The organism is Paenibacillus sp. RC84 (assembly GCF_041260495.1).
Taxonomy (GTDB): domain Bacteria; phylum Bacillota; class Bacilli; order Paenibacillales; family NBRC-103111; genus Paenibacillus_F.
Genome location: NZ_JBGBYL010000003.1, coordinates 28,081 through 53,819 on the forward strand (window position 1 = coordinate 28,081; position 25,739 = coordinate 53,819).

Annotated in this window: 23 protein-coding genes; 18 read left to right on the forward strand and 5 right to left on the reverse strand. The window is 55.3% G+C overall.

The features are described from left to right. Positions 1-207: 207 nt before the first annotated feature. From ABH899_RS07290 to ABH899_RS07300, 3 genes are all read right to left on the reverse strand, one after another. Positions 208-2,115 carry an ABC transporter ATP-binding protein gene (locus ABH899_RS07290; RefSeq protein WP_369995219.1) on the reverse strand — a complete coding sequence of 636 codons (1,908 nt, stop codon included), beginning with the start codon at positions 2,113-2,115 and terminating at the stop codon, positions 208-210. Then, the gene (locus tag ABH899_RS07295) at positions 2,108-3,853 is read right to left on the reverse strand and encodes an ABC transporter ATP-binding protein (RefSeq protein ID WP_369995222.1); all 1,746 of its coding nucleotides are present in this window, start codon (positions 3,851-3,853) and stop codon (positions 2,108-2,110) included. The genes ABH899_RS07290 and ABH899_RS07295 overlap by 8 nt, the downstream gene beginning before the upstream one ends. 511 nt (positions 3,854-4,364) lie before the next feature. Beyond that, positions 4,365-5,582 (reverse strand): S8 family peptidase, encoded by a 1,218-nt coding sequence (locus ABH899_RS07300; RefSeq protein WP_369995224.1) that lies wholly within the window; start codon positions 5,580-5,582, stop codon positions 4,365-4,367. 207 nt (positions 5,583-5,789) lie between these two features. Here ABH899_RS07300 and ABH899_RS07305 point away from each other — a divergent pair, with 207 nt between their 5' ends. From ABH899_RS07305 to ABH899_RS07370, 14 genes are all read left to right on the forward strand, one after another. Continuing rightward, positions 5,790-7,046, forward strand: coding sequence for an MFS transporter (locus ABH899_RS07305; protein ID WP_369995227.1), 1,257 nt, complete (start codon positions 5,790-5,792; stop codon positions 7,044-7,046). A gap of 202 nt (positions 7,047-7,248) precedes the next feature. Beyond that, on the forward strand, positions 7,249-7,506 hold the full coding sequence (locus tag ABH899_RS07310; protein WP_009677256.1) for an HPr family phosphocarrier protein: 258 nt from the start codon (positions 7,249-7,251) through the stop codon (positions 7,504-7,506). An 8-nt stretch (positions 7,507-7,514) separates the two neighbouring features. After that, positions 7,515-9,269: a phosphoenolpyruvate--protein phosphotransferase gene (gene ptsP / locus ABH899_RS07315; protein ID WP_369995229.1), complete on the forward strand. Its 1,755-nt coding sequence runs from the start codon at positions 7,515-7,517 to the stop codon at positions 9,267-9,269. A 196-nt stretch (positions 9,270-9,465) separates the two neighbouring features. Next, positions 9,466-11,388: a BglG family transcription antiterminator gene (locus ABH899_RS07320; protein ID WP_369995231.1), complete on the forward strand. Its 1,923-nt coding sequence runs from the start codon at positions 9,466-9,468 to the stop codon at positions 11,386-11,388. A gap of 2 nt (positions 11,389-11,390) precedes the next feature. Beyond that, positions 11,391-12,530 (forward strand): amidohydrolase/deacetylase family metallohydrolase, encoded by a 1,140-nt coding sequence (locus ABH899_RS07325; RefSeq protein WP_369995234.1) that lies wholly within the window; start codon positions 11,391-11,393, stop codon positions 12,528-12,530. Beyond that, complete coding sequence (locus ABH899_RS07330) at positions 12,514-12,879, forward strand: PRD domain-containing protein (RefSeq protein ID WP_369995237.1); 366 nt, start codon at positions 12,514-12,516, stop codon at positions 12,877-12,879. Before ABH899_RS07325 ends, ABH899_RS07330 begins: the two co-directional genes overlap by 17 nt. Positions 12,880-12,892: 13 nt before the next feature. Next, the gene (locus ABH899_RS07335; RefSeq protein WP_369995240.1) at positions 12,893-13,258 is read left to right on the forward strand and encodes a glycine-rich SFCGS family protein; all 366 of its coding nucleotides are present in this window, start codon (positions 12,893-12,895) and stop codon (positions 13,256-13,258) included. Positions 13,259-13,261: 3 nt separating this feature from the next. Next, a complete protein-coding gene (locus ABH899_RS07340) occupies positions 13,262-13,600 on the forward strand; it encodes a DUF4312 family protein (RefSeq protein ID WP_042228729.1) in 339 nt (112 codons plus the stop codon). A 77-nt stretch (positions 13,601-13,677) separates the two neighbouring features. After that, positions 13,678-14,463, forward strand: coding sequence for a DUF4311 domain-containing protein (locus tag ABH899_RS07345; protein WP_009677250.1), 786 nt, complete (start codon positions 13,678-13,680; stop codon positions 14,461-14,463). Position 14,464: 1 nt separating this feature from the next. Beyond that, positions 14,465-15,115: a DUF4310 family protein gene (locus tag ABH899_RS07350; RefSeq protein ID WP_009677263.1), complete on the forward strand. Its 651-nt coding sequence runs from the start codon at positions 14,465-14,467 to the stop codon at positions 15,113-15,115. A gap of 78 nt (positions 15,116-15,193) precedes the next feature. Further along, positions 15,194-16,294, forward strand: coding sequence for a DgaE family pyridoxal phosphate-dependent ammonia lyase (locus ABH899_RS07355; protein ID WP_009677262.1), 1,101 nt, complete (start codon positions 15,194-15,196; stop codon positions 16,292-16,294). 44 nt (positions 16,295-16,338) lie between these two features. Next, positions 16,339-17,058, forward strand: a complete 720-nt coding sequence (locus ABH899_RS07360; protein ID WP_009677236.1) for a KDGP aldolase — start codon at positions 16,339-16,341, stop codon at positions 17,056-17,058. A 322-nt stretch (positions 17,059-17,380) separates the two neighbouring features. Further along, complete coding sequence (locus tag ABH899_RS07365; RefSeq protein WP_369995245.1) at positions 17,381-18,034, forward strand: HD domain-containing protein; 654 nt, start codon at positions 17,381-17,383, stop codon at positions 18,032-18,034. Positions 18,035-18,326: 292 nt separating this feature from the next. Further along, positions 18,327-18,560 (forward strand): CsbD family protein, encoded by a 234-nt coding sequence (locus ABH899_RS07370; protein ID WP_369995248.1) that lies wholly within the window; start codon positions 18,327-18,329, stop codon positions 18,558-18,560. Between the two features lie 203 nt (positions 18,561-18,763). Here ABH899_RS07370 and ABH899_RS07375 read toward each other — a convergent pair whose 3' ends face one another. After that, the gene (locus ABH899_RS07375) at positions 18,764-19,768 is read right to left on the reverse strand and encodes a phosphatidylinositol-specific phospholipase C/glycerophosphodiester phosphodiesterase family protein (protein ID WP_369995250.1); all 1,005 of its coding nucleotides are present in this window, start codon (positions 19,766-19,768) and stop codon (positions 18,764-18,766) included. A gap of 380 nt (positions 19,769-20,148) precedes the next feature. Between ABH899_RS07375 and ABH899_RS07380 the strand changes: the two genes are divergently transcribed. From ABH899_RS07380 to ABH899_RS07395, 4 genes are all read left to right on the forward strand, one after another. Continuing rightward, positions 20,149-20,823 carry a chromate transporter gene (locus tag ABH899_RS07380; protein WP_016423975.1) on the forward strand — a complete coding sequence of 225 codons (675 nt, stop codon included), beginning with the start codon at positions 20,149-20,151 and terminating at the stop codon, positions 20,821-20,823. Positions 20,824-20,837: 14 nt separating this feature from the next. Further along, positions 20,838-21,374, forward strand: coding sequence for a chromate transporter (locus ABH899_RS07385; RefSeq protein WP_369995253.1), 537 nt, complete (start codon positions 20,838-20,840; stop codon positions 21,372-21,374). Continuing rightward, on the forward strand, positions 21,367-22,578 hold the full coding sequence (locus ABH899_RS07390) for an ROK family protein (protein ID WP_369995256.1): 1,212 nt from the start codon (positions 21,367-21,369) through the stop codon (positions 22,576-22,578). The genes ABH899_RS07385 and ABH899_RS07390 overlap by 8 nt, the downstream gene beginning before the upstream one ends. Before the next feature lie 102 nt (positions 22,579-22,680). Next, on the forward strand, positions 22,681-23,523 hold the full coding sequence (locus ABH899_RS07395; protein ID WP_369995257.1) for an SMP-30/gluconolactonase/LRE family protein: 843 nt from the start codon (positions 22,681-22,683) through the stop codon (positions 23,521-23,523). An 85-nt stretch (positions 23,524-23,608) separates the two neighbouring features. Here the strand turns inward: ABH899_RS07395 and ABH899_RS07400 are convergent, their stop codons facing one another. After that, entirely contained in the window at positions 23,609-25,708 is a 2,100-nt protein-coding gene (locus ABH899_RS07400) for an LTA synthase family protein (protein ID WP_369995259.1), read from the reverse strand. Between the last annotated feature and the right edge of the window lie 31 nt (positions 25,709-25,739).

The window sequence follows — 25,739 nt, forward strand, 5'->3', positions numbered from 1 at the left end:
GGAGCGCAAGCTTCCGGCCCTGCTCAAGCGGCCATTCCTATGCGGGATGGACACTCCCTCCATAAAGCAGCGATGCGGCTTCTCTGAGAATGAGTACATTTTGCATTGCATCCGTGCCGTAAGCAAGCCGCCGGCAAAAAGACCCGCAGTCTCATGTTCGTAACCGAACGTGAGGCTGCGGGTCTTTTTTACAACCGGGCCGGATAGTCAGGACCCGATCGCCTGCATGCCTTGCGAGTGGCGGTACAGCTCCTCGTAGTAGCCTTTCTTGGCGAGCAGCTGCCGGTGGGTGCCTTCCTCCACGATCTCGCCGTGCTTCATGACAATGATCCGGTCGGCGTGCATAATCGTGGACAGCCGGTGGGCGATGAGCAAGGCCGTCCTGCCTTCGGAGACGACGGAGAGCGCCTTTTGCACGAGCTGCTCCGTATGGGAGTCGAGGTTGGCCGTAGCTTCGTCGAGAATGAGAATTCTCGGTTTGAACACGAGAATGCGCGCGAACGACAGAAGCTGTCTCTCGCCGGCCGAGAGGCCGCTGCCGCGCTCCGAGAGCTTCGTGTCATACCCGTCCTTGAGCCGGGTGATGAGCGGATGGGCGCCGACCGCCCTGCAGGCGGCGGTCACCTCTTCGCGGCTGATTTCCTGCCGGAACAGCCGCACGTTGTCGAGGATCGTCCCGGAGTACAGGTACGGCTCCTGCTGGACGAGCCCGATCATCCGGTGAAGCGTATCCTGCGGAATGCGCCGGATATCCGTACCGTCGATCGTGACGCTTCCGGCGTTCACATCATAGAAGCGGGTAAGCAGGGATATCAGCGAACTTTTGCCCGCGCCTGTCGTTCCGACAATTCCGATCATTTCCCCCGGTTTAATGTGCAGGTCCAGATTCCGGAGGACCTTGCTTCCCTCCACATAAGAAAAATCCACGTGATTGTAGTCGATTTTTCCGGCTGTTTTTTTCCAGTCGACTTCGGTTATATCTTCGCCGGCAGGTTCTTTTACATCGGGTTCCGTGGATAAAATGTTCCACAGCCGCTCCATCGAAACGGAGGTCGATTGCAGCGTATTCCACTGCTGGGTAATCTGGTTGATCGGCTGAAAAAACTGGCGGATGTAGGTAATAAAGGCGTAGAGCACACCGAATTCGATACTGCCGCCGAGAAAAGCGAGTCCGCCGAGCCAGACGAGAAGAGCGACGGATATGTTGCCGAAAATATCGAAGGACCGGTTGAACAGCACGTTCGTGCGGATTTCTTTCAAGTTGGCTTTCAAGTACTGCCCGTTGCGGTCGCTGAAACGTCCGAACTGTTCATCCTGCTGGTTGTACGTCTGAATCAGGCTCATCCCGGCGAGATTTTCAGCCAGGTAAGCGATGAGACGAGAGAGCTGCGCCCGCGTCTCCTGGTAAGCTTTTCGCAGCATGGAACGGAAAAGGACGGCGATCAGCGCGATGACCGGCAGAAGAAGCATGCTGTACCAGGCGAGTGTGGCGTTCAGCTGAAACATGAAAACGATGATAAGCACCAGGGTCATCCCGTCCCGGACGAGACTGAGGAATACCTGAGTGAAAAATTGGCTGATCGTCTCGGTATCGCTCGATTCGAGCGTGACCAGGCTTCCGATCGGATAACGGTCGAAGAAAGACATCGACAGTTTTGAAATATGAGCGAACAAATTTTTGCGGATACTCGCGACGATGCTTTGTCCGGCGTACTGGAGCAGGTTGTTCTGGACGTAGGTAAAAGCAAAGTTCACGACGGACAGCCCCAGGTAAAACAGGCCGATGATCAGAAGGGGCCGCATGGCTCCGCTTCCTCCGAAGAGATGGTCGTCGATGGCGATTTTGACCAGATACGGCTGCAGCAGTTCGGCGATGATGGCGATCAGCGAGCAGAAAAAAATGCCGATGAACGTGAGCTTGTGCGGCTTGGCATACGTGAGCGTCGCCTTGAATGCGTCGAGCCTGCCCGGGCGCGGGTCCTCTTTCGGTTCGGAGGCTCCGCTGCTTTTCGCGGTATCCGCCGTTTGCCCGGCCCCCGCACAATTCTGCCCGGCCGAACCGGCGGAAGCCGACCCCCTTGGAGCGTTTGCGTCCGGTGATTTCGGATCAGGCATGCCGGGTCCCCTCCTCCTGAATCTGATACAGGGAAGCATACAAGCCCGGACGGGCGAGCAGCTCCTTGTGCGTGCCCCGCTGCACGATGCGGCCTTCATCCAGGACGACGATTTCGTCCGCATGCTTGACCGCACTGATGCGGTGCGCGATGATCAGCGTTGTTTTGTCGCGGTGGGCGGCACGGATTTGGCGGACGATATTCGTTTCGGTCACGGCGTCCACGGCGCTTACGCTGTCATCGAGAATGAGAATGGGCGCCTGCTTCATGAAGCCGCGTGCCAGGCTCGCTCTCTGGCGCTGGCCGCCGGACAAGGTGATGCCGCGTTCGCCAAGTTTCGTTTCAAACCCGCGCGGCAGCTCCGTGATGCTGCTGTAAATCTGCGCCTCGCGCGCGGCCTGCTGCATTTCGTCGTCCGCCGCATCCCGCCGCGAGAAGGCGATGTTGTCCCGGATCGTCGTGCTGAACAGAAAGCCGTCCTGCGGGACATAGGCGATCTGCGAGCGCAGGCTTTCCAGCGTAACCCGGCGGATATCGTGGCCTGCGATAAATATCGTGCCCGCGGGCGGATCGTAGATGCGCAGGAGCAGCTTGACGAGCGTTGTTTTCCCGCTCCCCGTGCGTCCGATGATGCCGAGCGTCCTGCCCGGCTCCACTTTCAGGTCGATGGCTTCCAGAGCGCGGCGGTCCGAACCGGGATAGCGGAAAGACAATCCGCGGATGTCCAGCTCTCCCGCCCCGTTTTCCAGCTGCTCGGCTTTTGCTTCCTCCCGGATATCCGGTTTTACGGCCAGCAGGTGATTGAGCCGCTCCAGCGACGCGCGCGAACGCTGCATCATATTGATCACGTTGCCGATCTGCTGCAGAGGTGTCATCATCATCCGCAGGTAGAAGGTAAGGGACACGAAGCTGCCGAGCGTAATTTGGCCGTGCAGCGTCATATAGCCTCCGGTGAGAATGGCAATGATCATCGAAAAAGAGCCCATCAGGGGAAGAAGGGACTGGAAAAGCGACGACATCCGGACGAGCCGAAGCTGCTTTTCCCGGATCGCGTCGACGTTCCGGCCGAAACGCTCGTAGGCGATTTCTTCGGCCGCGAACGTTTTGGTCACGCGGATGCCGCCGAACTGTTCCTCGGCCGATTCGGTCATCGTAGCGAGCGATTCCTGCACTTCAAGAGACCGGGAGCGGATGCGCGGCCCGAGGAACACGACGATGAACGGAATAAAAGCCATAGGCGCGAGACTCAGCGCAATCAAGCCGAAAGGAATGGAACTGAAGGACATCATGACAAAAGCGGAGAGAATAAAGAAGATGGCATTGGTGGTCTGGTTGACTCCGTTCGAGATGGACTCTCGGACGGCCGTCACGTCGTTCATGACGTAACTGAGAAGCTTGCCGACACCGTGCCTGGAGAAATAATGCTCGCTGAGCGTGGAGAAATGACGGAACAGCTTTTGCCTCGTCGCGTATTCGAACCGGCGTCCGAGCCGGGCGTTCGTATACTGGCCGATGCCGAAAAGCACTCCGTAGGCCACACCGATTCCGAGAAGCTGCATGCCATAGCTGGCAACCGTGTGGGATGTGGCGACTTTCAGCTGCAGATCGTCCGTAAATTCTCCCAGAACCCGGGGGAAAAACGATTGCACCACGTTAGACAGGATAATAAAGGCGACCCCGACCGAATACAGTCCCAGGTTCGCTTTCACATAATTCCGAAGCAGCCTCTGACTGCCCATGCCACCACCTCCTCAGGGATAAACTCATTTCTTTATTGTAAAGGCCAATGGAAAAAGCGGGCAAGGCAGCTACAGCGCCATATAGACGGAAATGAGACCGTACGGCGGACAAAACGGGCTGTAAGCGATTTATTTCCGAGAAAATCGAAAGATTTGGAGAACGTCTCCAATTAAAGGACTGAGAATGGCCGAAATAAAGAGGCCGGACAATTAAAAAGCCCCCGTCATGGGAGCTTTTGCTCTAGTGCATCTCTGAAGCGGGGGAAACGCCGCAAGATGGCGGCCATCTTCGGATATCCGGGTTTTTGAAAATTTCCTTGTAATGGATGTCCAGATCCGGAAATAGGGGGGGGGGCCTCCCGTTCGGCCGAATGTCAGAGACGGTCGCTTGAGGCGGGCTTCACTGAAAGTCTGCACAATCGGCTTCGTAAACCTCACCATAAGCGGTCCAATAATCTCACATGCGGCATCAACTTGCAGCCTCTCCGAACGGTCTCCCTACCCGCCCTACTCAGGAGCGTACCGCACGGTCTGCGTTGACCCGGCCGTACACCCAGTACGTCCCCGTTCCGAAAATCGGATCGGCGTTAAACAGAATCGCATCGCGGATTTGCGCATTCGTGCGGCCCTGTCCAGCAAGGAGAGCGGCTACACCCGACACGTGGGGAGCGGACATGGACGTGCCGCTGAGATAGGCGTAGCTGGAGCCGGGGAACGTCGAGAGGATCGTCGTCCCGGGCGCGGCGACCTGCACCCAGCTTCCGCGGTTGGAGAAAGAGGAGATGTTGTCGGCCGAATCTGTGGAAGCCACGGAAATGACCGTCGAATAAGCGGCCGGATAGTTGGGTGTCGTGCTTCCGTCATTCCCGGCCGAAGCCACGATGACCGAGCCTTTGCCCCAGGCGTAATCGAGCGCGTATTGGAGAGTAGTCGAGCTGTACGGGGAGCCGAGACTCAGGTTGATGACCTTGGCGCCGAAGAAGGAGGCGTATATGATCGCGTTGGAGATATTGCTTACCGTTCCGTTGCCGGAGTTGTCAAGAACGCGGACAGGCTGAATGGAAGCGAGCGGGGCGACGCCGGCGATTCCGATCCCGTTGTTCGTAACGGCGGCCGCAATCCCCGCCACATGGGTGCCGTGTCCGTTGCCGTCACTCGGATTCGAGTCATTGTCCACGTAATCGTAACCGGGAACCAGGTGCGCGGCCAGATCCGGATGAGTCAGCTCGACTCCCGTATCCAGGACGGCGATGACGACCGAACTGGCGCTTTGCGCCACATCCCATGCCGAGGGTGCCGAAATTTTTTGCGGACCGTACTGATAGAGGCTGAAATAAGGGTCGTTAGGGATGGCGAATGCATTCACATCCGAGGAGGACTGCCCTTTTCCTTGCTTCTTGCCGCCGGAAGGCACGGACTCGAACGCCTGATACCTATAGTTTAATTCGGCATACTCCAGCACTTCGTGTTTTTCATAGCGCTTGATCGTTTTGCGTAGGGGCTGCTTCGTGAACAAAACCTGGTGACCGAGCGTGCTGCATTGTTCCAGCACCTTGCATTTGTATTTTTTATGAAGTTTTGCAATAAATTCTTCCGGGGTGTCCGGCTTGAATTTCACGATCAACTGGCAGGGCTGATGGGGTTCTTTCGGCAGTTCTTTTTGATGGAAAATGAAAAAAACGACGGCTGCGGCGGCAATAAAAGCGAGTACGGTGATCAAAGTCGTCATGGATCATTCCTCCCGGATTCGATTAGAAATCTCTCTATGCTATGAACCGCAAGATTGAGAGGATTGGGGGGTTGTCCTTTTATAAAAAATAATCGCGTATATTTAACAAATTTAATGATGGACGCGCTTACAACTTATGCTTATAATGCGGAAAGGGCTTGAGAATCGGAAAATTTTCCCGATCGATTGGACGCTTAAGCCGGAAGGGTGAATCCGTTGTCGACGAACATACGAAAAATGCTGATCATGAACTTTGTGTCGTCCATCATTTTTATTTACATCGGGATTTTTGTGAACCTGTATATCTGGCAGGCCAATACCAGCATTTTTGAAATTTCCTGGTTCAACATGGTGATGTTTTTCGGCTGGGGATTTTCGTTCGTTCTCGGGGCGAAACTGCTCTACCACCGCACGATCCGCCTGCTGCTCGCCTTGTCCGCATTCGGAGGTGCGGCCGCATTTATTATGCTGACGTTCCTTACGCTGGAGAACCGGATTCTGTGGATCGCCCTGATCGGATTTCCGGTCGGTCTCATGTGGGGGTTCTATACGGTCGCCCAAAATCTAAGCGTTTCTTTTTCCGGGAAAGGAACTGAAATCGCTTCCTTTTTTGCGGCGAACAATCTCATCGCTTCGATTCTGTCCATGGTTATTCCTATTATTTCAGCCCAGTTTATCGGCTGGTTCGGTTATGAAAGCTCGTTTGTCCTGATGTTTGTCTTTCTGATCGTCATGCTGGTTTTCTCGGCTACCATGCCTCGTATCGCCTTGCCCAGAACGGAGACGCCCGGGCTCGGTTTCTGGCGGCAGCTTCAGTGGAAGCGGGTTTTCGGCGACCGCCATTCCGTCTGGCTGATCCTTTCGATATTGGCTGGAGGCGTATTCCTTCAGTTTCAAAATCTGTTTACGCTCGTCTTCACGTTCACGGTTACCCAAGATAAGCTGCTGATCGCACTACTGAATCTGCTCTACACGGGGGCGGCATTTCTCGGGCTTATTCTGTACCGGAAGTTCAAATGGAACGATCAATTCTGTCTCTGGCTCGGCGTTCTTCTGCTGTCGGCCGGGTTTGTGATCGCGATGTTTCCCCTTAAACCGCTGCTGATCCTCTCGAATGTGCTTACGGCGTTCGGCATGTTTTTCTTTGCGATGATCTGGAACGCCCAGCAGTTTCAATGTATCGAGGACTATGCTCCGGGCCGGAAAGCGGCTTTCCTCATCTGGCGGGAAAGCATGCTGGTCGGGATGCGGATTGTGCTGCTCGTATTCATTATGTCCTTGGATAAACTGGAGGGCTGGCTGTACATTTCCATCATCGGCGTCACGCTCGTCAGTCTGATTTCGATTCCGGTCGTACAGGCGAAAGCGGTCAGGCTGATGGCCGACGGCCGGAAAAAAAAGGAGGGCGCGGAACCTCTCCGGGAGGCAGGAAATTCGCCTCGGCCGCCTACTTTTTCTGCCTGAATTCCCCGTGAAACTAGGCCGGAATAACCGGATTTGGGACTATCTTCCCAGATCCGGTTTTCTTTTTGCACCGAGGATGGTGCAAAAGGTTTGATCTTTTCAGTTGGAAGCGGTTGCGTTATCTTGGGCTTACAGGAACCTTTCCTTTACAAAATGTTTAAGCCATACAGAAACCGTTTTAAATCGGAAGGAGATACCCCAAATGGAGAAAGAGTTTTCCGTACAGAATCCGTTAGGTATTCACTCGCGTCCCGCAGGGGCACTTATGAAAAAAGCAAAAGCGTTTACATGCGACATCACGATTGCCAAGGGCGACAAAAGCGTTAATGCGAAAAGCATCGTCGGGCTGCTTTCCCTGGAAATGCGTTACGGCGATAAAGTAACGGTCAAAGCTTCCGGCGAACAGGAAGAAGAAGCGGTAAACGAGCTGGGAACCATGCTCGAATCCGTACTTGAATAGGTGACCGGATGATAGAGGAGAGAGAAACCGCAAGCGTAAAGGGCATCGCGGCCGCTCCCGGCTATGCGATGGGGAAAGCGCATTTATGGCAGCCGCAGGCAGAGAAAACACCGCGCAGAACGCTGGCGGAAGAGGAAACCGCAGCCGAAGTTGCAAGGCTGGAGGAGAAGACACGGGAGGCGCTTGACGAGCTTCAGTGCCTCAAAGAAGAAACCGCTCTCAAACTGGGCGAGGCTCACGCCGAAATCTTCGAGACGCATATGCTGCTGCTTGAAGACGACGATTTCGTCGGGGCGGCGGCCGAAGCCGTCCGCTCAGAGCGGCTGAACGCCGAAGCGGCCGTGGAAGACGCGGCGAAGGCGCTCGTGGAGCTGTTCGAGAACATGAGCGACGCCTACATGCGCGAACGCGCCTCGGACATCCGCGATGTGGCGGGCCGCCTTCAGCGCCTGCTGCGCGGGGAATCCGCCGGCGATATCGGCGGCGGGGGCGAAGCGGTCGTCCTCTTCGCCCATGACTTGACGCCGTCGGATACGGCGCGGCTCGACCGCAGCCGCATCGCCGGCTTCGTTACGGCGGTGGGGGGCCGTACCTCGCACTCGGCGATCATGGCCCGCTCGCTGGAAATTCCGGCGGTCGTCGGCATGGGCGCGGGAGCGGCGCGGGTACAGCCCGGCGACTACGTGATCGTGGACGGAGGCGAAGGCACCGTGCACATCAACCCCGATGCCGGGCTGCTGGAGCTGTACCGGAACAAGCAGGTCCGGTACGAAGAGCGCCGCTCGCGGCTGGGCGCCTACATCGGACGCCCGACCGAAACCGCGGACGGGCATCATGTCGAGCTTGCCGCAAACATCGGCAGTCCACAGGACGCCCAGGCCGCCAGAGACGGCGGAGCCGAAGGCATCGGGCTGTACCGGACGGAGTTCCTGTACATGGGGCGCGATACGATGCCGACGGAGGAGGAGCAGTTTCTGGCCTACAAGATCGTGGCCGAAATGTTCACTGGCCAGCCGGTCGTCATCCGGACGCTGGACATTGGCGGAGATAAAGAACTTCCTTACCTGAGCCTGCCGAAGGAAGCGAACCCGTTCCTGGGCTATCGCGCTATCCGCCTCTGCCTGGACCGGAAGGATCTGTTCCTCACGCAGCTGCGCGCGATACTCCGTGCGAGCGCTTACGGCAATGTGAAGATCATGTATCCCATGATCTCGAACATCGAAGAGCTCCGCGAGGCGAACGCGGTCCTGGCCGATGCGAAAGCCGGGCTGGACGCGGAAGGCATCAAGTACGCGCAGGACATCGAGGTAGGCATCATGATCGAGGTGCCGGCGGCAGGCATGGCGGCCGATCAGCTGGCGCGCGAAGCGGACTTCTTCAGCATCGGAACCAACGATCTCGTGCAGTACATGATGGCGGCCGACCGGATGAACGAAACGATCGCGCATTTGAGCGAACCGTTCAATCCCGGTGTGCTCCGGCTGATCCGCCACGTGATCAGGGCGGCGCACGAGAAAGGCCGCTGGGTCGGCATGTGCGGCGAAATGGCCGGCAGCGTCATCGCGATTCCGCTGCTGCTGGGCATGGGGCTGGATGAGTTCAGCATGGGAAGCGGCTCCGTCGCTACGGCTCGGGCGCTGATGCACAAGCTGAACCGGAGCGAGCTGAGCCTTCTGGCGGACGAAGCGCTGGAACTGGATACGGCCGAGGAAATTCGTCGGCACATCATAAGCCGGGTTCCGGCCGTGGCGGAGTGGCTGTAAACTTTTGCGCGGGCCGGCCCGATATACCGGTAAGTCTATAAATACCTCCGAATGAAAGAACGCTCGCTTACGAGTGAAATCGCGGAAACTGCGGATGCGGTACCGCGGCGGGAAAGGCCTTGTTTTTCTTCCGTACCGGCGGGCGGGGTAGTGGTACAATAGACGTTAACAGGATGAATATGCAGGAGGGGATATCATGACGCTCACAACGCGATCTCGTGCACTGCTCAAAAAAATCGTCTATTCCCACAGTCCGCTCCGCATCAAGGAATGTGCGGAAGAGTTTCAAGTCAGCGAACGAACCGTGAAATACGATCTCGAATCCATCCGGCTTTGGCTGCAGCAGGAGCAGATTGAACTGCTGTCGAAGCCGAGCCGGGGGATCTGGATCGACTGCAGCGATACGGACCGCATTCATCTGCTGGAGAAGCTGGATGCGGTCGGCGAGCACGTCTTTCTGAACCAGCAGGGACGGATGAGGCACATGCTGATCGATCTGCTGCTGCTGGACGGCTACCTCACCATCGGCGAACTCGTCGTTAAGCACGATGTAAGCCGGAACACCGTTCAGGCGGATTTGGCTTTGGCCGATCAGCTGCTTGCCGACTCGGGACTGACGCTGAACCGCACCCGGCACGGAATCCGGGTAAGCGGTTCCGAAATGAGAAGGAGGGCCGTGCTGGAGCATGTGATCCAGGACCTGCTGGACGGCAACGACATGTTCCAGATCGTGCAGGGAGTCGTGCAGGAGCGCAGGCCGCATCTTCACTTCAGCAAGCTGCTGGAATGGTTTCTGCAGCCAGTGCGCGACCTGGACCGCGTGTTCGAGGATGTGGGCTCCCTGGTCCGCGAAATCCGGGAGAAAACCCAGCTGCTGCTGACGGACAATGCGATCATCGGGGTGTTTATCCGGCTCTGCATCGTCATTCAGAGGCAGCGCCCGGCGGAGGAACAACCGGCCGCCGATTCCGGCGAACGCCCTGCCGCTTTCGATCAGCGGACGCTGGCCGGCTATCACCTCAGCATCTCGGATTTATTCCGGCAGAAGCTGACGGGACTGTTCGAAGAGCTGGAGCTTCCTCTTTCGGAAGAGAACATCCGCTACGTCAGCCTCCCGGCAATCGGCCTGATCCCCCCGCTGCTTGAAGCGAGGGATGAAGAAGGGGCGCAGCTGCCCGACGCTTTTGCCGTGACGAAGAAACTTATCGACAAAGTCAGCGAGTCGGTTCATGTCCGGTTCCGCAAAGATCCGGATCTCATGCAGCATCTGCATGCGCATATCGCAGACAAACTGAACAAGTACAGCTACGGAGTCGCGGAGCCGAATCCGCTGCTTCAAGAAATACTCAGATCTTACCGGACCATGTTCGAAACCGTGAGATCCGCCTGCGGAGAAGTATTTTCCCCTTACGGCATTCTGTTGTCGGACTCGGATATCGCTTATATTGTTCTTCACTTTCAGGCCGCTTTCGAACGCAGGCAGGAAGTCCAGCGGTACCGGGCACTTGTCGTATGCGGAACCGGCCGGGGGACGTCGAAGCTTTTGAAGACGGTCATCGAGAATGAAATCAAGACACTCCAGGTCGCGGCTTTCTGTTCCGTGATGGAGTTCGACAAGCAGGTTGTCGGCGATTTCGATCTGGTCATCAGTATTTTCCCGATTGAAGCGCACGTACCCGTTGTGGTAGTCAATCCGATTCCGGATAAGAACGATTTCAAATCGATCCGGCTTAGGCTTGAAACCCTGGAGAAACATGGGGGTGCGGAGGGCGCGTCGGCAGGCCGGTCATCGAGTCTGCAGCGGCCCGAGCTTTCCTATCTGGAGCAGAAATTCCAGGATATCATCTGGAGAGGCTTCGAACTGAGCCGGGCAATCCGGACACGTTTCGCTCCGTATCTGAATGAAGAGAGACTCGAAGGCTTGACGCTTCATCTGCTTTTTATGATGAACCGCATCGCATTCGATACGGCTTATATCCAGACGGGCTCCGCTCCTTCAGCCGAAGGGGCGGAAGGCGAGCTGGCGGAGGAATTAAAAATGCTGCTTTCCGAACATCGCATCCACGCGACGGAAGGCGAAGTAATGGCCATTCTACGGTACTTTGAGAGGAGTGCGTAACCATGAAAGCGGATTTGTTGATCCACGGAGGAACAGTAATCGATCCATCCACAGGAATATCCGGTGCATTTGACGTTGCGGTCAGCGGAGGGAAAATCACAGATGTATTCAAGCCGGGTACGGCTGACATAGAGGCCGGGCAAACGCTCGACGCTTCGGGGAGTTATGTATCGCCGGGTTTCATCGACATTCATACCCACATTTATGAAGGCGTGCCTGCCATGGGCGTAGCCCCTGACCGCGTCGGAATCGACCAAGGGGTAACGACCGTTGTCGACGCCGGCAGCTCGGGAGCCGCCAATTTCGACGATTTCGTCCGCAGAAGCATCGAGCCGAGCAAAAGCCGTGTTTACGCCTGGCTGAACATCTCGGCTCCAGGTCTCGTCGAAGGACGCTCGGAGCTGGCCGATCTGACCAAGCTGGATCCCAAGGAAGTCCTGGCGGTTATCGAGCGCAACCGGGACCGGATTATCGGGATCAAGGCCCGCATGAGCGGCTCGGTCGTCAAAACAAGCGGCATCCGGCCTCTGCAGATCGCCAAGGATACGGCGAGGGAAGCCGGTCTTCCGGTGATGGTCCATATCGGCAACGCCCCGCCTCAACTCGGAGACGTGCTGGATCTGCTGGAAGCCGGCGATGTCGTCACGCATGCCTTCCACGGTAAAGCGGGCGGCATCCTGAGCCCGGACGGAGGCCTGATTCCGCAGGCGGTCCGCGCGCTGGAGCACGGCGTCCTGTTCGATGTCGGACACGGAAGCTCCAGTTTCAGCTTCGATACGATGGTTAAAGCGAAGGAACTGGGCATTGATCCGTACTCCATTTCCACGGACTTGTATCTGGAAAATCTGGAGCGCGGACCGGTTTACAGCCTCGCGCTGACGATGACGAAGCTCCTGGCGATGGGTTATTCCCTGGAGCAGGTTGTGGCCTGGTCCACCGTGGCCCCGGCCAAAGCCATTCAGCGCGAAAACGAAATCGGCACCCTCCGCGAAGGCGCCGAAGCGGATATCACCGTATTCCGGCTTGTGCAGGAGCCCGTTTCCCTTACGGATTCGGAAGGCAAGACAGTTCAATACGATCAGCAGCTGCTGCCGCAATATACTTTAAGAGCTGGAGCGATACACCATGTACAACGTAAATGAAGTCCTGGAAGAAATTCCGCAAAAAACGGAAACTTCTCCCGAAAAGCTCGAAGTGGTAAAAGACCTGTTAACGAAACTTCGTCCGATGTCGCAAGAGATCGGGCTTAGTATACCGCATACGAAAGCCGTCATCATCGGCATTCATCTTCTCGCTTTCCTGAGAAGAGTCGATCAGGACGAATATTTGCCGGAAATCGAGCCGGAGATGTTCGAGGAGATCAGTGCGGAGTCCATAGATCTCAGCAAGCGCTTGTTTGCCGTCTACAACATGCCGCCGCAAAGGAAACTGGATGACGCCGAAGTATTCTTCCTGGCTGTTCATTTCGAAGCGGCGAAAACTAATCTTTGAGGAGTGAAGGTTCATGGAAAACAAAGTGAAAGTAGTTATCGGTGATCGTCTCGGCAAAGGCCAGAACGTGGCAAAAGGGGTAGAGGCTGCGGGCGGCGTCGCGATTGTGATTCCGGGCGTAGGCGCCGACATGAAGCTCGGCGACATGATGAACAAGGAAAACGCGGATTTCGGCATCTCCTTCTGCGGAAGCGGCGGAGCGGGTGCGGTTACGGCGAATACCAAATACAAATATCCGATGGAATTCGGCATGCGTTCCATTGATGCGGGCGTTACGGCGATCCGCGAAGGTAAAAAAGTTCTTGGGTTCGGTTTCATGGATGTCGAAGAACTCGGCCGCCGTTTAACCGAAGAATATATCAAGAAAAACGGGAGGTAAGCCATGTTTCAGGAAAAGCCGTTAACACTCGTCGTAAGCGGGATGTCGGAAACCAAGCAGGGAGCTTTTCAACAGGCTCTGACCCGCATGAAAAGCCAAATTTCGAAGGAGACGTCAGATGTTCTTCTGCAAATCGAGCCTCAGGATGTGGAAGTCGTTTCGGCCCATTTGACGCAATACCGTGAGAAGTTTCTCGGATTCTTATTTCCGCGGACGAGAACTCGTTACGAGGTGACTCTGCGAATAACGGTCAAACTGAAATATGTAAACCTTTCGGAAGTGGAATTTACAGAAAATAAAGAGAACCTGAGCAAGTATCAGCGTCTGCTTCATATGCGCTGAGCTGCCGGGGCAGCTGTTTTGTGTGAGGATAGAGAGAACTGGAGACCACCTGTAGACTGAAGTTTTGGGGGATACACATGAACACATTGATGATCGTATTTGAGTCCATTATTATCGGACTCCTGGTCGGTTTCGGGGTCGGAGCCGGCGCAGCGCGGATGTTCCACGCACCGAACGTCCAAGGGATGGGCGCATTCCGGACATTCGGCGAGCTGAATGCCTGCGAAGGCGACGCCGTCGCTCACTTCTCGTTCGGCCTCGGCTTCCTGTTCAACGCCTGGGCATCCGTCGTGGGCGCAGGCGCCCTGACGCAGGACGTCGACCATCGGATCATTCCGCACTGGTCTGCCGCTGCGCTGCTTTCCCGCAACAAAAAGCTGGAAGAAACTCTCCACGATCCGCGTAAAATGGCTTGGGCCGGTGCGATTATCGGCGCCGTAGTGGTCGCGCTGCTGAACTCGACCGCCGCCGCAATTCCGGCTTCGCTGCAATCCGTGGCGACGAAGGTATTGGTCCCGGCGGCGAACTGGCTGATCAATCCGATCATGCCGATCGTATTCTGGACCGCAGCCATGGATGCGGGCAAACGGACCGGCGTATGGGCGACCATGCTCGGCGGTTTCTCCCACCTTGTCATGGGCAACGCCGTACCGGGTATCGTGCTGGGGATTCTGATCGGTAAGGGTGTAGACGACAGCGGCTGGAACCGGATTACGAAGACCATGCTCGTTGCCGTTATCCTGCTGTTCATTTTCAGCGGATTCTTCCGCGCGTTTGACGTGGCGCTTCTTAAGAGCATGAGCCTGACAACGCCGCAGTGGCTTATCGACCTGCACGCATTCTTCGGATCGGTGGTGAAATAACATGGAAAACAACTTGCAAAAAGGCTTCTGGTATTCCGAGTGGGCATTTGTTTTATTCGTCGCTTGTCTTTCTTCTGGGATTTTCGCCGGAACTCACTTATACTATGTATATCATGTAGGCGCTTTTAACGATATCGCGATCGTCGCCATGCTGGAAGCCGGTCTGAAGGGCGGCAGCTACGGGGCCGCAGCGGCATTCGGCGCAAGCTTCCTGTTCGCCCGTATTCTCGAGGCCCCTCTGGTCGGTATCCTCGACATCGGCGGCTCGCTTCAAACCGGAATCGGCATCGGTGTGCCGGCTCTTATGCTCGGCGCCGGTATGACGGCACCGCTAACGAACTTCCCGCTGGCTCTTCTGACAGGCGCCGTACTGGGCGTAGCCGTCGGTGCAGTCATCGTCCTGATTCGTAAATTTACGATCAACGCCTCGAATTCGACGTTCGGAGCGGATGTCATGATGGGTGCGGGGAACGCCTCCGGGCGTTATCTGGGCCCGCTGATTGTCATCTCCGCCGTTATGGCTTCCATTCCGGTCGGGATCGGCGCAACTATCGGCGCAGCTATTTTCTACTATTACAAAAAGCCGATCGCCGGCGGCGCGATTATCGGAGCCATGATCCTCGGCGCGATCTTCCCGATCGTAACGAAATAAGCGAGATTGGCGAAAATTAGCTCTGCACGACAAGATGTTCATACCATGGATTCAAATCAAGGATAGAGGAGAGAGACCATGAGTATTTTCGAGCGTTACGGTTGTAAGCAAGTCATCAATGCAAGCGGCAAAATGACCGCCCTCGGAGCCAGCGCCGTCCACAAAGATGTGGCGGCGGCGGTTGCCGAAGCGGCAATGGACTACGTGGACATCAGCGAGCTGATGGTGCAAGCCGGCAAGGTCATCGCCGAGGTGACGGGCGCCGAAGACGGCTGTCCGACCACCGGCGCGGCCGGAGGCATCGCGATTTCGGTCGCGGCCGTTATCGCCGGCACGAGCCTGTCGCTGATCGAGCGTATTCCGCTCACCGACGGCCTCCGCAACGAGATCGTCATCCAGAAAGGCCACTCCGTCCATTTCGGAGCGTCTATTCCGCAGATGATCGCGATCGGCGGCGGCAAAGTCGTCGAGGTGGGCCAGGCCAACCACGTGGAGAAAGACCACATCGCGGAAGCGGTCACGGACAAAACCGCCGCCCTGCTGTATGTGAAGTCTCACCATGCGGTGCAGAAAGGCATGCAGTCCATCGAAACGATGGCGGCGATCGCCAAGGACAAAGGCATTCCGCTGATCGTGGACGCGGCTGCCGAAGAAGATTTCCGCAAGTACGTCGCGATGGGCGTGGAGATCGTCGTGTACAGCGGCGGCAAAGCCCTTGAAGGCCCGACGTCCGGCTTCATCTGCGGACGCGCGGACCTGATGGTCGCCTGCCGGGCGCAGTACAAAGGCGTCGGCCGTCCGATGAAGATCGGCAAGGAGGGCATCATCGGCCTCCTGACCGCGCTCCGCCGTTACGACAACCGCCCGGACGAGTCCCAGCAGCAGCGTGAGCGCATGGAATGGCTCATCGCGGAGCTGAAAGACGTTCCCGGCGTGAAGGGTGCCATCACTCAGGACGAAGCCGGACGCGCCATCTACCGCGCGCAGCTCACCATTGACGCCAAAGCCGCCGGCAAAACCGCCTACGAGCTCATCAAGGAGCTCGAATCCGGCAGTCCGGCCGTGTACACGCGCAATCATTACTCCAACCTCGGAATCATCAGCGTGGACCCGCGTCCTCTGCTGGAAGGCCAGGAGCGTGTAATCGCCCAGAGAATCAAGGAAATTCTGCAAGCCTAGTCTTTAAAAACCCGCTTAAAGATAAAGGAGATGGAGAGAACGAAATGGCACAACCGACGATTAAATTAAACGTATTAGCGAAAACGGCTGAAAACGCCAAGCAGATCGTAGAAGCAGCGGAAGGCCGCGTATATGTGGGCCTGATGGTTAAGAACTTCCCGTCCGTAGATGAAGCGGTTAAAACCGTAGAAGAGTTTCAAGCCGCAGGCGTACCGGTTTCGGTAGGTCTCGGCGCCGGCGATCCGGCGATGTGGAGCAAGGTTGTGGACGTTTCCGTCCGCACGAAACCGGCTCACGTCAACCAGGTGTTCCCGGCTGCGGGCTACACGCTCGGAGCTATGCGCGCGGTGGGCAGCGAAGACACGCTCGTGAACGCCTTGATCACGCCAAGCGGAACGGCCGGTCAAGTCAGAATCGCCACGGGACCGACCAGCGTTTCTTTTGAAAACGACACGATTTCTTGTGAAGCGGCAGCGGCTATGCTCGCTGAAATCGGTGTTCACTCCGTTAAGTTCTATCCGATCGGCGGAACGCAGCATTTGGACGAGCTGGCGGCAATGGTGAAAGCTTCCGTCGCACAGGGAATCAAAATTTTCGAACCGACCGGCGGCATCGACATCGATACCATCGGCAAAGTCGTGGAAGTTTGTGCCGAGAACGGGGCGGAAATCATCATTCCTCACGTGTACACGTCGATTATCGATTCCGCAACCGGCTTGACGCGCATTGAAGATGTGAAGGAATTGCTTCGCGCTATTTCTTAATAGATGCTGTAAAAAGCCCAATACCGCATGCAGGCTGAGCCGTATGCGGTATTTTTGCTGAGAATAGGGCAATTCCAAGTAAAGAGTAGATAATTGTGCCCTTTATTCGCCGAATTTATCCCTTATGAACTTTGTCTATTTATGGTGTAATAAGGGTACGGGTCAGCTTCAATTTCACACTCCACACGTTCTGGTACTCTCGCAATTCCGGGGAGTACACTTTTTTTTTGTCCGGAGATTGGATCCGCTGTAAATCAGAAGCAAACCGTGGCAAAATCGAGGCGTTCTTTCCACAATTATTATTTAAAAAGGATTGTATGCTATGGAACTACAGACTGTTTTGGAGAAAGCGTATCAATTGGCAGGGGAAAAGCTGAAGGACGAACCGACCGGACACGACTGGTGGCATATTCACCGTGTAACGCGTTTGGCCAAGCTTATCGCGAAGAAGGAGAACGCGGACGAGTTTGTGTGCGAAATGGCTGCTTTACTGCATGATCTCATTGACGAGAAGCTGGTGGACGACAAAAAGAAGGAAACCGAGAAACTCGCCGCGTGGCTGGCGGACAACGAGGTGCCCGGCGAAGCGGTCCGGCATATCCTGGACATCATCGGAACCTTGTCTTTTCAGGGCGGCACCGGCACAAAGATGAGCACACTCGAGGGCAGGATCGTCCAGGATGCGGACCGGCTCGATGCGATCGGAGCCATCGGCATAGCGCGGACATTCGTTTACGCGGGGGCGCGGGGAAGCCTGATTTATGATCCGCATCTCGAACCGCGCTCTGAAATGACGGCGGAACAGTACCGAGAAGGCAAGAGCACCGCGATCAATCATTTTTACGAGAAGCTTCTCAAGCTTAAAGAGCTGATGAATACGGAAACCGGCAGGCAGCTGGCCGAGGAGCGGCATGAGTTTATGGAGCAGTATCTGGTGCGGTTTTATTCCGAATGGAACCTGGGGAACGGCCTGTAGTTCCGGCAGGCGAGAGCGGTAGAAGTCGAACGGTAAGACGCTCTTACAAGGTGACGACGAAGCGTCCTGTTTAAGTGGATATTTGTATCCCTTTCTGTAAAAATTTCCCCCTGCCGCGGCGGGAGGAAGTGTGATGTAATAAAGATAGCCGACAGCTGCTTGGATTCCAAGAGAGTCGGCTCTTTTGATGCGCAGCCTCTTGAAGCCCGGGCTCCGGGGTTTCATCAAACGCCTCGCAGGGTAAGTAAGAATTGTAGAGATAACCAATAACCCTCTAAGGAGATGAGATACCATGGACAACAACGTATTCAAAGGGAAATGGAAACAGCTCAAAGGGGAAGCGCAAAAACAGTGGGGTAAACTCACGGACGACGACATGGATGTTATTAACGGCGAGAAAGATAAACTTGTAGGCAAGCTTCAAGAGCGTTACGGCCATACGAAGGATGCCGCGGAGGACGAATATCACCGCTGGTCCAGCAGCTACCGTGACGAAGCTCCCGCAGACGCCGATCGCCGTATATAAGCAGGCCAATTAGTAGAAAAGAAACGGAGCGTGCTCCGTTCTTATAAGAAGAAACCGGATCCTCGTGATCCGGTTTCTTTGCATATCCGGGTAAAGTGAAGCCGCCAGAAGCGGATATGAGGCATCTTAGCGCAGGGCGGGAAGATGCCCGTTTTTTCAGGCGTAAAAAACGGGCCGCCGGATGAGCGAACCCGTTTGATCGGTTACTTTTCAAAAACCTGAATGACAAGCGAAGCGAGCTTTTGCATAAGCGTCTCTTTAGGCGCCCCGGCAGCCGGTTTTTCCCCGGCTTGTACCACGCTGTTTGCCTGGTCGTCCGCCGGCCCGGCCGATGCCGCTTTGACCGCGGTCTGTGTTTTGGCGGCCGCCGAATCCGGCGAAACTTCACGGTAAGTCAGAAAATCGGTGTAAAAGCCGTGTACGCCGATTTTTTTCAGCTTGTTGATTTCCTTCAACTCATTCACCGTATGGACATAGACGGGAACACCCAGGTTGCTCAGGCCGCCGATCATCGTAGAGGTAGCCCGTTCGACCGGCATCGCTACCGCCTTGATGTTATTTTTCTTCACCAGCGAGATGATTTCTTTTTCGGAGTAGCTGGTCATGTAGATGGAGAAGAAATAGTTTGGAAAATCATAGATCTTCTTCACTTGGTTGATCATGTCGATTTCGTACAATTCCGGAACAATGCGTTCCAGAAGAGCCGGATTTACCGCTTTTGCTTGTTGAACGATAAGCTGGAACTGCTTCTGTACGACTTCCGGGTCTTCGCTTTTCGTATCGGTTACGATGTAAGCATCGGGGTACTGCTCCAGCAGTTGAAGCAGCAGGTCGAGATCAAGAGGCGTATATTTGTTCAAAATTTTGTGCCGTTTGAATTCCGCCAAGGTGACAGGTCCGTCTTTAAGATGATCGGGAAGGGTCGGCTGCAGACGATCGGACAAATAACGGAGCCAGTCGTGCCGCGCCGCGAGCTGGCCGTCCGATGTCAAGTTAAGATCGACTTCGAATAGGCGGTGACCTTTTTCGTAATTGATCAGAAAAGCTTCATATGAGTTTGTGAGAGTTTCACCGGAAATTCCGCCCATCGCATGAGCGATCAGGGTTTGATCGGTCCAAGGCTCCGCTTCTTTGGCCGATGCATGCTGGAAAGGCAGCAGCGCCAGCGTAAGCAGAAGAGCGAGAACTCCCGTTAAGTGTTTGTTCACTAAAACAACCTCCTTCATGTTATTCATCTTCTGTCTCAACACCTCAAAGCGGGATTGAGCGCATGACGTACGGGTTGTTAGAAACTAACTTTATTTACCCGGTAAAATTGGAGTGAAACAAGAAAATAGGCAGGTATGCTTATATTTTGTCGAAATTTGGAATTTTAGTCCTATTATAAGCATCGGATTTTAGGTTTATAAAGAGAGGAAATTGGCGTTAAAAATCCCAACTTTTATATAAAATGAATGATAAGTGAATCTAAATTCGGCTTATAAAATAATAAATTCGTCTATTTGAATACAAATACGCATAAGTTTATTTCAAAATGATAGAAAGTCGTTTAGAATGGAGATAACCACTTATTCAGACACGAAAGAAGATGACTCTCTTGAAATTTTCCGCTGCCCGTTTAAAACTGCTGCTTCAATTATTCGGTTCGTTTGCCCGCATCGGCCCCGTTTCCTTTGGCGGAGGCTTTGCCATGCTGCCCATTCTCGAACGGGAGATCGTGCTGCGCCGCCGCTGGCTGGACGAGGACGAATTCGGCGAAGTGATTTCGGTGTCGGGAGTCGCTCCCGGCGGAGTGGGCGTGAACGCGGCCGCCTTTATCGGCTACAAGCTCGGAAGCGTTCCCGGCATGCTTGCCGCTGTTTTCGGCATGATGCTGCCTACCTTCGTGCTGGTGCTTATACTCGCTATTGGCTTTTCCGCGTTCAGGCAGTATCCTAAAGTTATTGCGGCAATGGAAGGCATTCAGATGGCGGTTCTGGCTCTGATCGCTTACGCGGGATTGAAGCTGCTGCGCTCTTCGGTATTCGACGGCGCCTCGCTGTTTGTCTTCGCAGGTTCTATCGCGGCTCTGCTTCTGACGGGAATCCACCCTCTGCTCGTCATGCTGCTTGGCGTCACCGCCGGCTGTGTGCTGGTGCTGGCAAAAGGACATTTCGGCTTCGCCGTTCGCTTCGAGCCTAAAAAAAGGAGACGGGAGCGGTCCGCTGACCCGGCCGTTCCCCGTTATCCCGAGCTCGAATGTTATTTCGGCGAAGGCATATAAGGGGGAGAGTCAAGATGCTGATCAACCTTTTCTGGACGTTCCTCAAAATCGGAATTCTCTCCTTCGGGGGCGGATTCGCGATGATTCCGGCCATTCAGCATGAAGTCGAACTGCAGGGATGGCTGACGCCGGAGCAGTTTTCGGAAGCCGTGGCGATTTCCGGCATGGCGCCGGGGCCGCTGGCGACAAACTGCGCGATTTATATCGGCAAAATGACGATGGGGCTTCCCGGAGCGGCGGCAGCCGTGCTGGGCATGGTACTCCCGTCGGTCGTTCTGATCGCGGCCGTCGCGCGTTTCTTCTATGCCATCCGGACGCACCGAACCGTCAAAACCGTCTTTTACGGGCTGCGTCCCGTAGTGGCCGCGCTGGTCGTCGTGGCGGCTTTGCGCTTTGGCTTTACCTATTTCCGGACGGAATGGTGGACCTGGAAGACCGGCGTTTCAGCGGCTATTTTCCTGCTGGCGCTGCTGGGGCTTACCCGTTACCGGATGCATCCGTTGTCCGTTATTCTGCTTAGTGCGTTAGTGGGTGTAGCGATTTATGGTTAACAGTCCGATTTCCGAGCGCATCGGAAACCGCAAAGAAAAAGAGTTGTTCGAGCTGATCCGCCAGGGCGGGACGGTCTCCAAGATCGAGCTGCTGGAAGAAAGCGGCTTGACCGTAAGCACACTTACCCGGCTGCTGGACGAACTGTGCGCACAGGGCCTGATCGCCGAATCGGGGCACGGCCCGTCCACGGGCGGCCGCAGACCGGTTCTTTACCGAATTCAGGCGGATTACGGCTGCGCATTCGGTGTAGATATATCCCGTACTCTTTCCCGTCTCGTCCTGACCGATATGCAGATGAAGGTCCTTGAATCGAGGACGTGGGAAATGAAGGAGGGGCTGACGCCGGATGTGCTGCTGGCGTCCGTCGCCGATGAAGCGGAAGCCATGCTGCAGCGCAGAGGTTTTTCCCCCGGACATGTGCTCGGCATGGGTGTCGGAGCCGTAGGCCCGGTAAATCGCGAGGAAGGCGTCATCCTGAATCCGCGTTATTTCCCGACGCCCGGCTGGAACGGCGTGCCCGTCCGAAATATGCTGGAGGAACGGCTCGGGCTGCCCGTGCTCCTCGATAACGGAGCAAATACGGCGCTTCTCGCGGAATCTTGGTCCAGACAGAAACGCTCCTTCCGTCATATGCTGTATGTACACTTAGGCGTCGGCCTCCGCTCGTCCATGCTCAGCGAAGGGAAGCTCATCTACGGGGCCGTCGATATGGAAGGCTCGATCGGGCAGATGATCATCCAGACGGATGGCGTCGCCCCCCGGTCCCAGGAGGGGAATTACGGGGCGTTGGAGTCCTATGCATCCATTTATGCCGTCGAACGCGAAATACGTGCGTGGCTCAAGCAGGGACGGCCCAGTGTGTTATCCGCGCTCGGCAGTCCGGATGCGATTACGTTCCGCGAGATTGTGCAGGCTCTCCACAGCCGGGACCCGCTGGCGGTTGAAGTCATCACGCAGGCCGCCGTCTATTTCGGCATCGGGTTGGCCAATCTGCTCAATATGCTGCATCCGGAGAAGGTCGTGCTCGGAGGACCGCTTATTTCGACGAATGATTTATTCTTCTATACCGCCACACAGACCGCGATAAAGAAAACTTATTATTACCCCGACTACCAGGTGCTATTCAGCAAAGGAAGTTTCGGAGAGGAAGCCCTCGCTATCGGGGCGGCAGGACTGGTTATCCGCCAGCTGTCAGCGATCTAAGGTTGTGGCGGTTCACGATCTCAGAAAAAAAGCCGAGCTTTGATTCGGCTAGGTAACATATCCTTTAATTGGTGGAGTTGATAAAAAAAGGAGAGAACAGACATGGAGAAATTGTTCACTAGCAGTGTATTTACACCTCCGCACGGATTTACGGGTGGAATCGAAGGGCCCGCCTGCGATGCCCAAGGGAATTTGTATGCCGTTAATTATGCGAAAGAAGGTACCATCGGCAAAGTAACGCCGGCAGGCCAAAGCAGCGTGTTCGTGGAGCTTCCGAACGGCAGCATCGGCAACGGAATCCGTTTTACGCGGGCCGGAGAGATGCTGATCGCCGATTATAAGAACCATAACGTGCTGAAAGTAGACATGGCCACCAAAGCCGTTACGGTCTGGGCGCACGGACCCGGAATGAACCAGCCGAACGATATTGCGATCTCGGCAAACGATATTGTTTTTGCAAGCGATCCGAACTGGAGCAACAACACGGGAAGTCTTTGGCGGGTGACCCCGGGCAATGTGACGCTTCTGGAGAGCGGAATGGGGACAACCAACGGGATCGAAGTTTCACCGGACGGGAAAAGGCTGTATGTGAACGAATCCGTTCAGCGCCGGATCTGGGTATACGATCTGACCGAAGCGGGCGCGATTTCCAACAAGCGTCTGCTAATCGAATTTCCCGACTTCGGACTGGACGGCATGCGGTGCGATTCGAAGGGCAATCTGTACAGCACCCGTTTCGGTAAAGGAACGGTCCTGAAGATTTCCCCGCAGGGCAACATTCTTCAGGAAGTCGTTCTGCACGGCAAAAACTGTACCAACCTGACCTTCGGCGGTCCGGACGGCAGAACGGTCTATGTCACCGTAGCGGACAACGGCAACGTGGAAAAGTTCCGTACGGACGCCCCCGGCCGATGCCGGGTGCTCAGCGGGGTCGTCACTTCTTAGACCCCTTGCATCTGAATCAAAAAAAAGACTTGGTTCCGTCCGCTTCCTCCGGGAAGCGGACGGCCAAGTCTTTTTTATCGTGCCGTTATTTCAGTTCATTCACTTGTTTGACCGGTGTCGTTTGAATCGGCAGGTTTTTGGAATCGATCACTTTCACCTGCAAGTTCACCGGTTTCCCGGGTTCAGCGGCATCTTTCGGGACGATTGCGGAGAGCGATTGGCGGCTCTCGTAAGTCGTCTTGAGGGCCTTGTCGTTCAAATAGACGACACACCCCGGAGCAAAGTTCTTGCCGCTGATTTCGACGGAAGAATCTCCGCTGCTGCCTCCGGCCGTGCTTTGGTGAAGCGGCGACACATTGTCGATCGTCATCTCACCGAAGCCAAGTGTGTATTTCGGATTAATGATCTTGTCGCGGAAGCCGTTAAAGCTGTACTGCTCCCCGAACAGCACGTCATACTGGAGCATCCGGTACTCCGTCACATCCTGCTCGGTCAGCTTCATCCGGTCGTAATGATTCCGGGGCGGGATCATCGGGAACTTTTTGGACAAGGAGAACAGGTAGTCCGTGTAGGGCGTTCCTTCGCGCTGCGCCAGATTCAAAAGATAAGGCCCGAGGAAGGAAGCGCTCATGTCGAGCTTATCCTGGTGCTTCGGCAAATAGTTATCCCAGACGACGACCGGCAGGGTGTACATTTTATCCAGCACGGCTGCGGAATCGTCATCGTCCTTCAAGTATCCGGTATCTTTGTAGGCCTGGAAGTTATTGCCCATGGCCGGAAGATGGTCGCCGAACAGCATGATGATCGTCGGCTCGCCTTTCTTCTCGTAATGTTCCACGAGCATTTTGAGCGCGGCATCCGTATTATGAACGCCCTGGGCGAGTGTCTCGATCATGCCCTTCGTTTCCTCCGGGAAATTGCCGCTCGCTTTGATGGTGTTCTGTTTGAATTTATCCGGTGTAAACGGCGCGTGATTCTCCATCGTGTTCGCGAATACAAAGTCAGGACCGGACGTGCTGTCGACCTGCTCGATGATTTTGTTCATCACCGCTTTGTCGGCCAGATAAGGACCGTTGTATTCGGGTTCGAAGTACTCCTGAGAAATGAATTTAGAGAATCCGAAGTTCTGGTACACGTTGCGGCTGTTGAAAAACCAGTTATGGAACGGGTTAATGGCCGCCGTCTGATAGCCTTGTCTCGCTAAAATGCTGGCCAGTGAATCGACGCGTCGGTTCATGTATTGGTTATAGGCGATGGCGCCTTCCGGCAGGAACCGGATCGAATTGCCCGAGAGCACCTCGAATTCGACATTGGCGGTTCCGCCGCCGAACTGGGGCGACAGCATATAACCGCTGGAATAGTTCTGCTGGAGATGGTGGATGAACGGAACCGGATCTTCGCTGAACGTTACGTTCTTCATCCGGGTAGGATCCCAGAAAGCTTCGCCGAGAATGACGATAATGTTCGGTTTTACATTCGGATCTACGTTGGTGCGGCGTTCGACCCGCTTCACGAAATTGTCCATATTCGCCTGGCTGTAGCCCTGAGGAGCATCGATGATGATCTGCTCGATATTCATGACGGTGGACAGCATAAACCCGTTGACATGATAGTTATCGGCCTGGTTCCAGGGAATGGTGGAGATATGAAGGGCGGATTTGATCGGAACCGGTTTGTCGAAATAGACGGCGCATGCGAGCGCGACGCCAAGGACACCGAGAACGATGTTCTCTTTCCAGCGGAAGCGGGAATGGGTCCAAGGAACGAAATAAAGCAGGGCGACGCTGGCCGCAAGGAACACGATAATGCCGATTACGATCGTTTTATCGAACAAACCGTTCAAGTATTGGACGATGTCGGTCGTCTCGCTGCTGAGAAACAAATCCCAAGGCAGAAGAGGCACACCGAGAATTTTGAATTTAATTCCGCTGATTAGACCGCAGATCAGCATGAAAGCGGCTACGATCCAGAACGCGATGCGGCTCCGGCCGGTCAAAGCGGTAAAAACTAGGAACAGGCAGAAGGTCAGCAAATAGTTAAGTACCATTTCCCCCGGACTGTGCTTGACCCAGGATAGGGCGGCCATCACTCCTCCCCGATTTAAAAACTCAATGAAGACAACGAGCAGCAGGGGCCAAACGAATAAGTGCAGCCGACGCGCTATAAAATGAATACCTTTCTGCATCACAGATCTCCTGTTCATTCAATTTACAAAC

What these genes read in the sequence shown, in the direction of transcription:
- ABH899_RS07290 (WP_369995219.1), bottom strand. Translation starts at nt 2,115, where the DNA reads ATGCCTGATCCGAAATCACCGGACGCAAACGCTCCAAGGGGGTCGGCT.
- ABH899_RS07295 (WP_369995222.1), bottom strand. Translation starts at nt 3,853, where the DNA reads ATGGGCAGTCAGAGGCTGCTTCGGAATTATGTGAAAGCGAACCTGGGA.
- ABH899_RS07300 (WP_369995224.1), bottom strand. Translation starts at nt 5,582, where the DNA reads ATGACGACTTTGATCACCGTACTCGCTTTTATTGCCGCCGCAGCCGTC.
- ABH899_RS07310 (WP_009677256.1), top strand. Translation starts at nt 7,249, where the DNA reads ATGGAGAAAGAGTTTTCCGTACAGAATCCGTTAGGTATTCACTCGCGT.
- ptsP (WP_369995229.1), top strand. Translation starts at nt 7,515, where the DNA reads ATGATAGAGGAGAGAGAAACCGCAAGCGTAAAGGGCATCGCGGCCGCT.
- ABH899_RS07320 (WP_369995231.1), top strand. Translation starts at nt 9,466, where the DNA reads ATGACGCTCACAACGCGATCTCGTGCACTGCTCAAAAAAATCGTCTAT.
- ABH899_RS07325 (WP_369995234.1), top strand. Translation starts at nt 11,391, where the DNA reads ATGAAAGCGGATTTGTTGATCCACGGAGGAACAGTAATCGATCCATCC.
- ABH899_RS07330 (WP_369995237.1), top strand. Translation starts at nt 12,514, where the DNA reads ATGTACAACGTAAATGAAGTCCTGGAAGAAATTCCGCAAAAAACGGAA.
- ABH899_RS07335 (WP_369995240.1), top strand. Translation starts at nt 12,893, where the DNA reads ATGGAAAACAAAGTGAAAGTAGTTATCGGTGATCGTCTCGGCAAAGGC.
- ABH899_RS07340 (WP_042228729.1), top strand. Translation starts at nt 13,262, where the DNA reads ATGTTTCAGGAAAAGCCGTTAACACTCGTCGTAAGCGGGATGTCGGAA.
- ABH899_RS07345 (WP_009677250.1), top strand. Translation starts at nt 13,678, where the DNA reads ATGAACACATTGATGATCGTATTTGAGTCCATTATTATCGGACTCCTG.
- ABH899_RS07350 (WP_009677263.1), top strand. Translation starts at nt 14,465, where the DNA reads ATGGAAAACAACTTGCAAAAAGGCTTCTGGTATTCCGAGTGGGCATTT.
- ABH899_RS07355 (WP_009677262.1), top strand. Translation starts at nt 15,194, where the DNA reads ATGAGTATTTTCGAGCGTTACGGTTGTAAGCAAGTCATCAATGCAAGC.
- ABH899_RS07360 (WP_009677236.1), top strand. Translation starts at nt 16,339, where the DNA reads ATGGCACAACCGACGATTAAATTAAACGTATTAGCGAAAACGGCTGAA.
- ABH899_RS07365 (WP_369995245.1), top strand. Translation starts at nt 17,381, where the DNA reads ATGGAACTACAGACTGTTTTGGAGAAAGCGTATCAATTGGCAGGGGAA.
- ABH899_RS07370 (WP_369995248.1), top strand. Translation starts at nt 18,327, where the DNA reads ATGGACAACAACGTATTCAAAGGGAAATGGAAACAGCTCAAAGGGGAA.
- ABH899_RS07380 (WP_016423975.1), top strand. Translation starts at nt 20,149, where the DNA reads ATGACTCTCTTGAAATTTTCCGCTGCCCGTTTAAAACTGCTGCTTCAA.
- ABH899_RS07385 (WP_369995253.1), top strand. Translation starts at nt 20,838, where the DNA reads ATGCTGATCAACCTTTTCTGGACGTTCCTCAAAATCGGAATTCTCTCC.
- ABH899_RS07390 (WP_369995256.1), top strand. Translation starts at nt 21,367, where the DNA reads ATGGTTAACAGTCCGATTTCCGAGCGCATCGGAAACCGCAAAGAAAAA.
- ABH899_RS07395 (WP_369995257.1), top strand. Translation starts at nt 22,681, where the DNA reads ATGGAGAAATTGTTCACTAGCAGTGTATTTACACCTCCGCACGGATTT.
- ABH899_RS07400 (WP_369995259.1), bottom strand. Translation starts at nt 25,708, where the DNA reads ATGCAGAAAGGTATTCATTTTATAGCGCGTCGGCTGCACTTATTCGTT.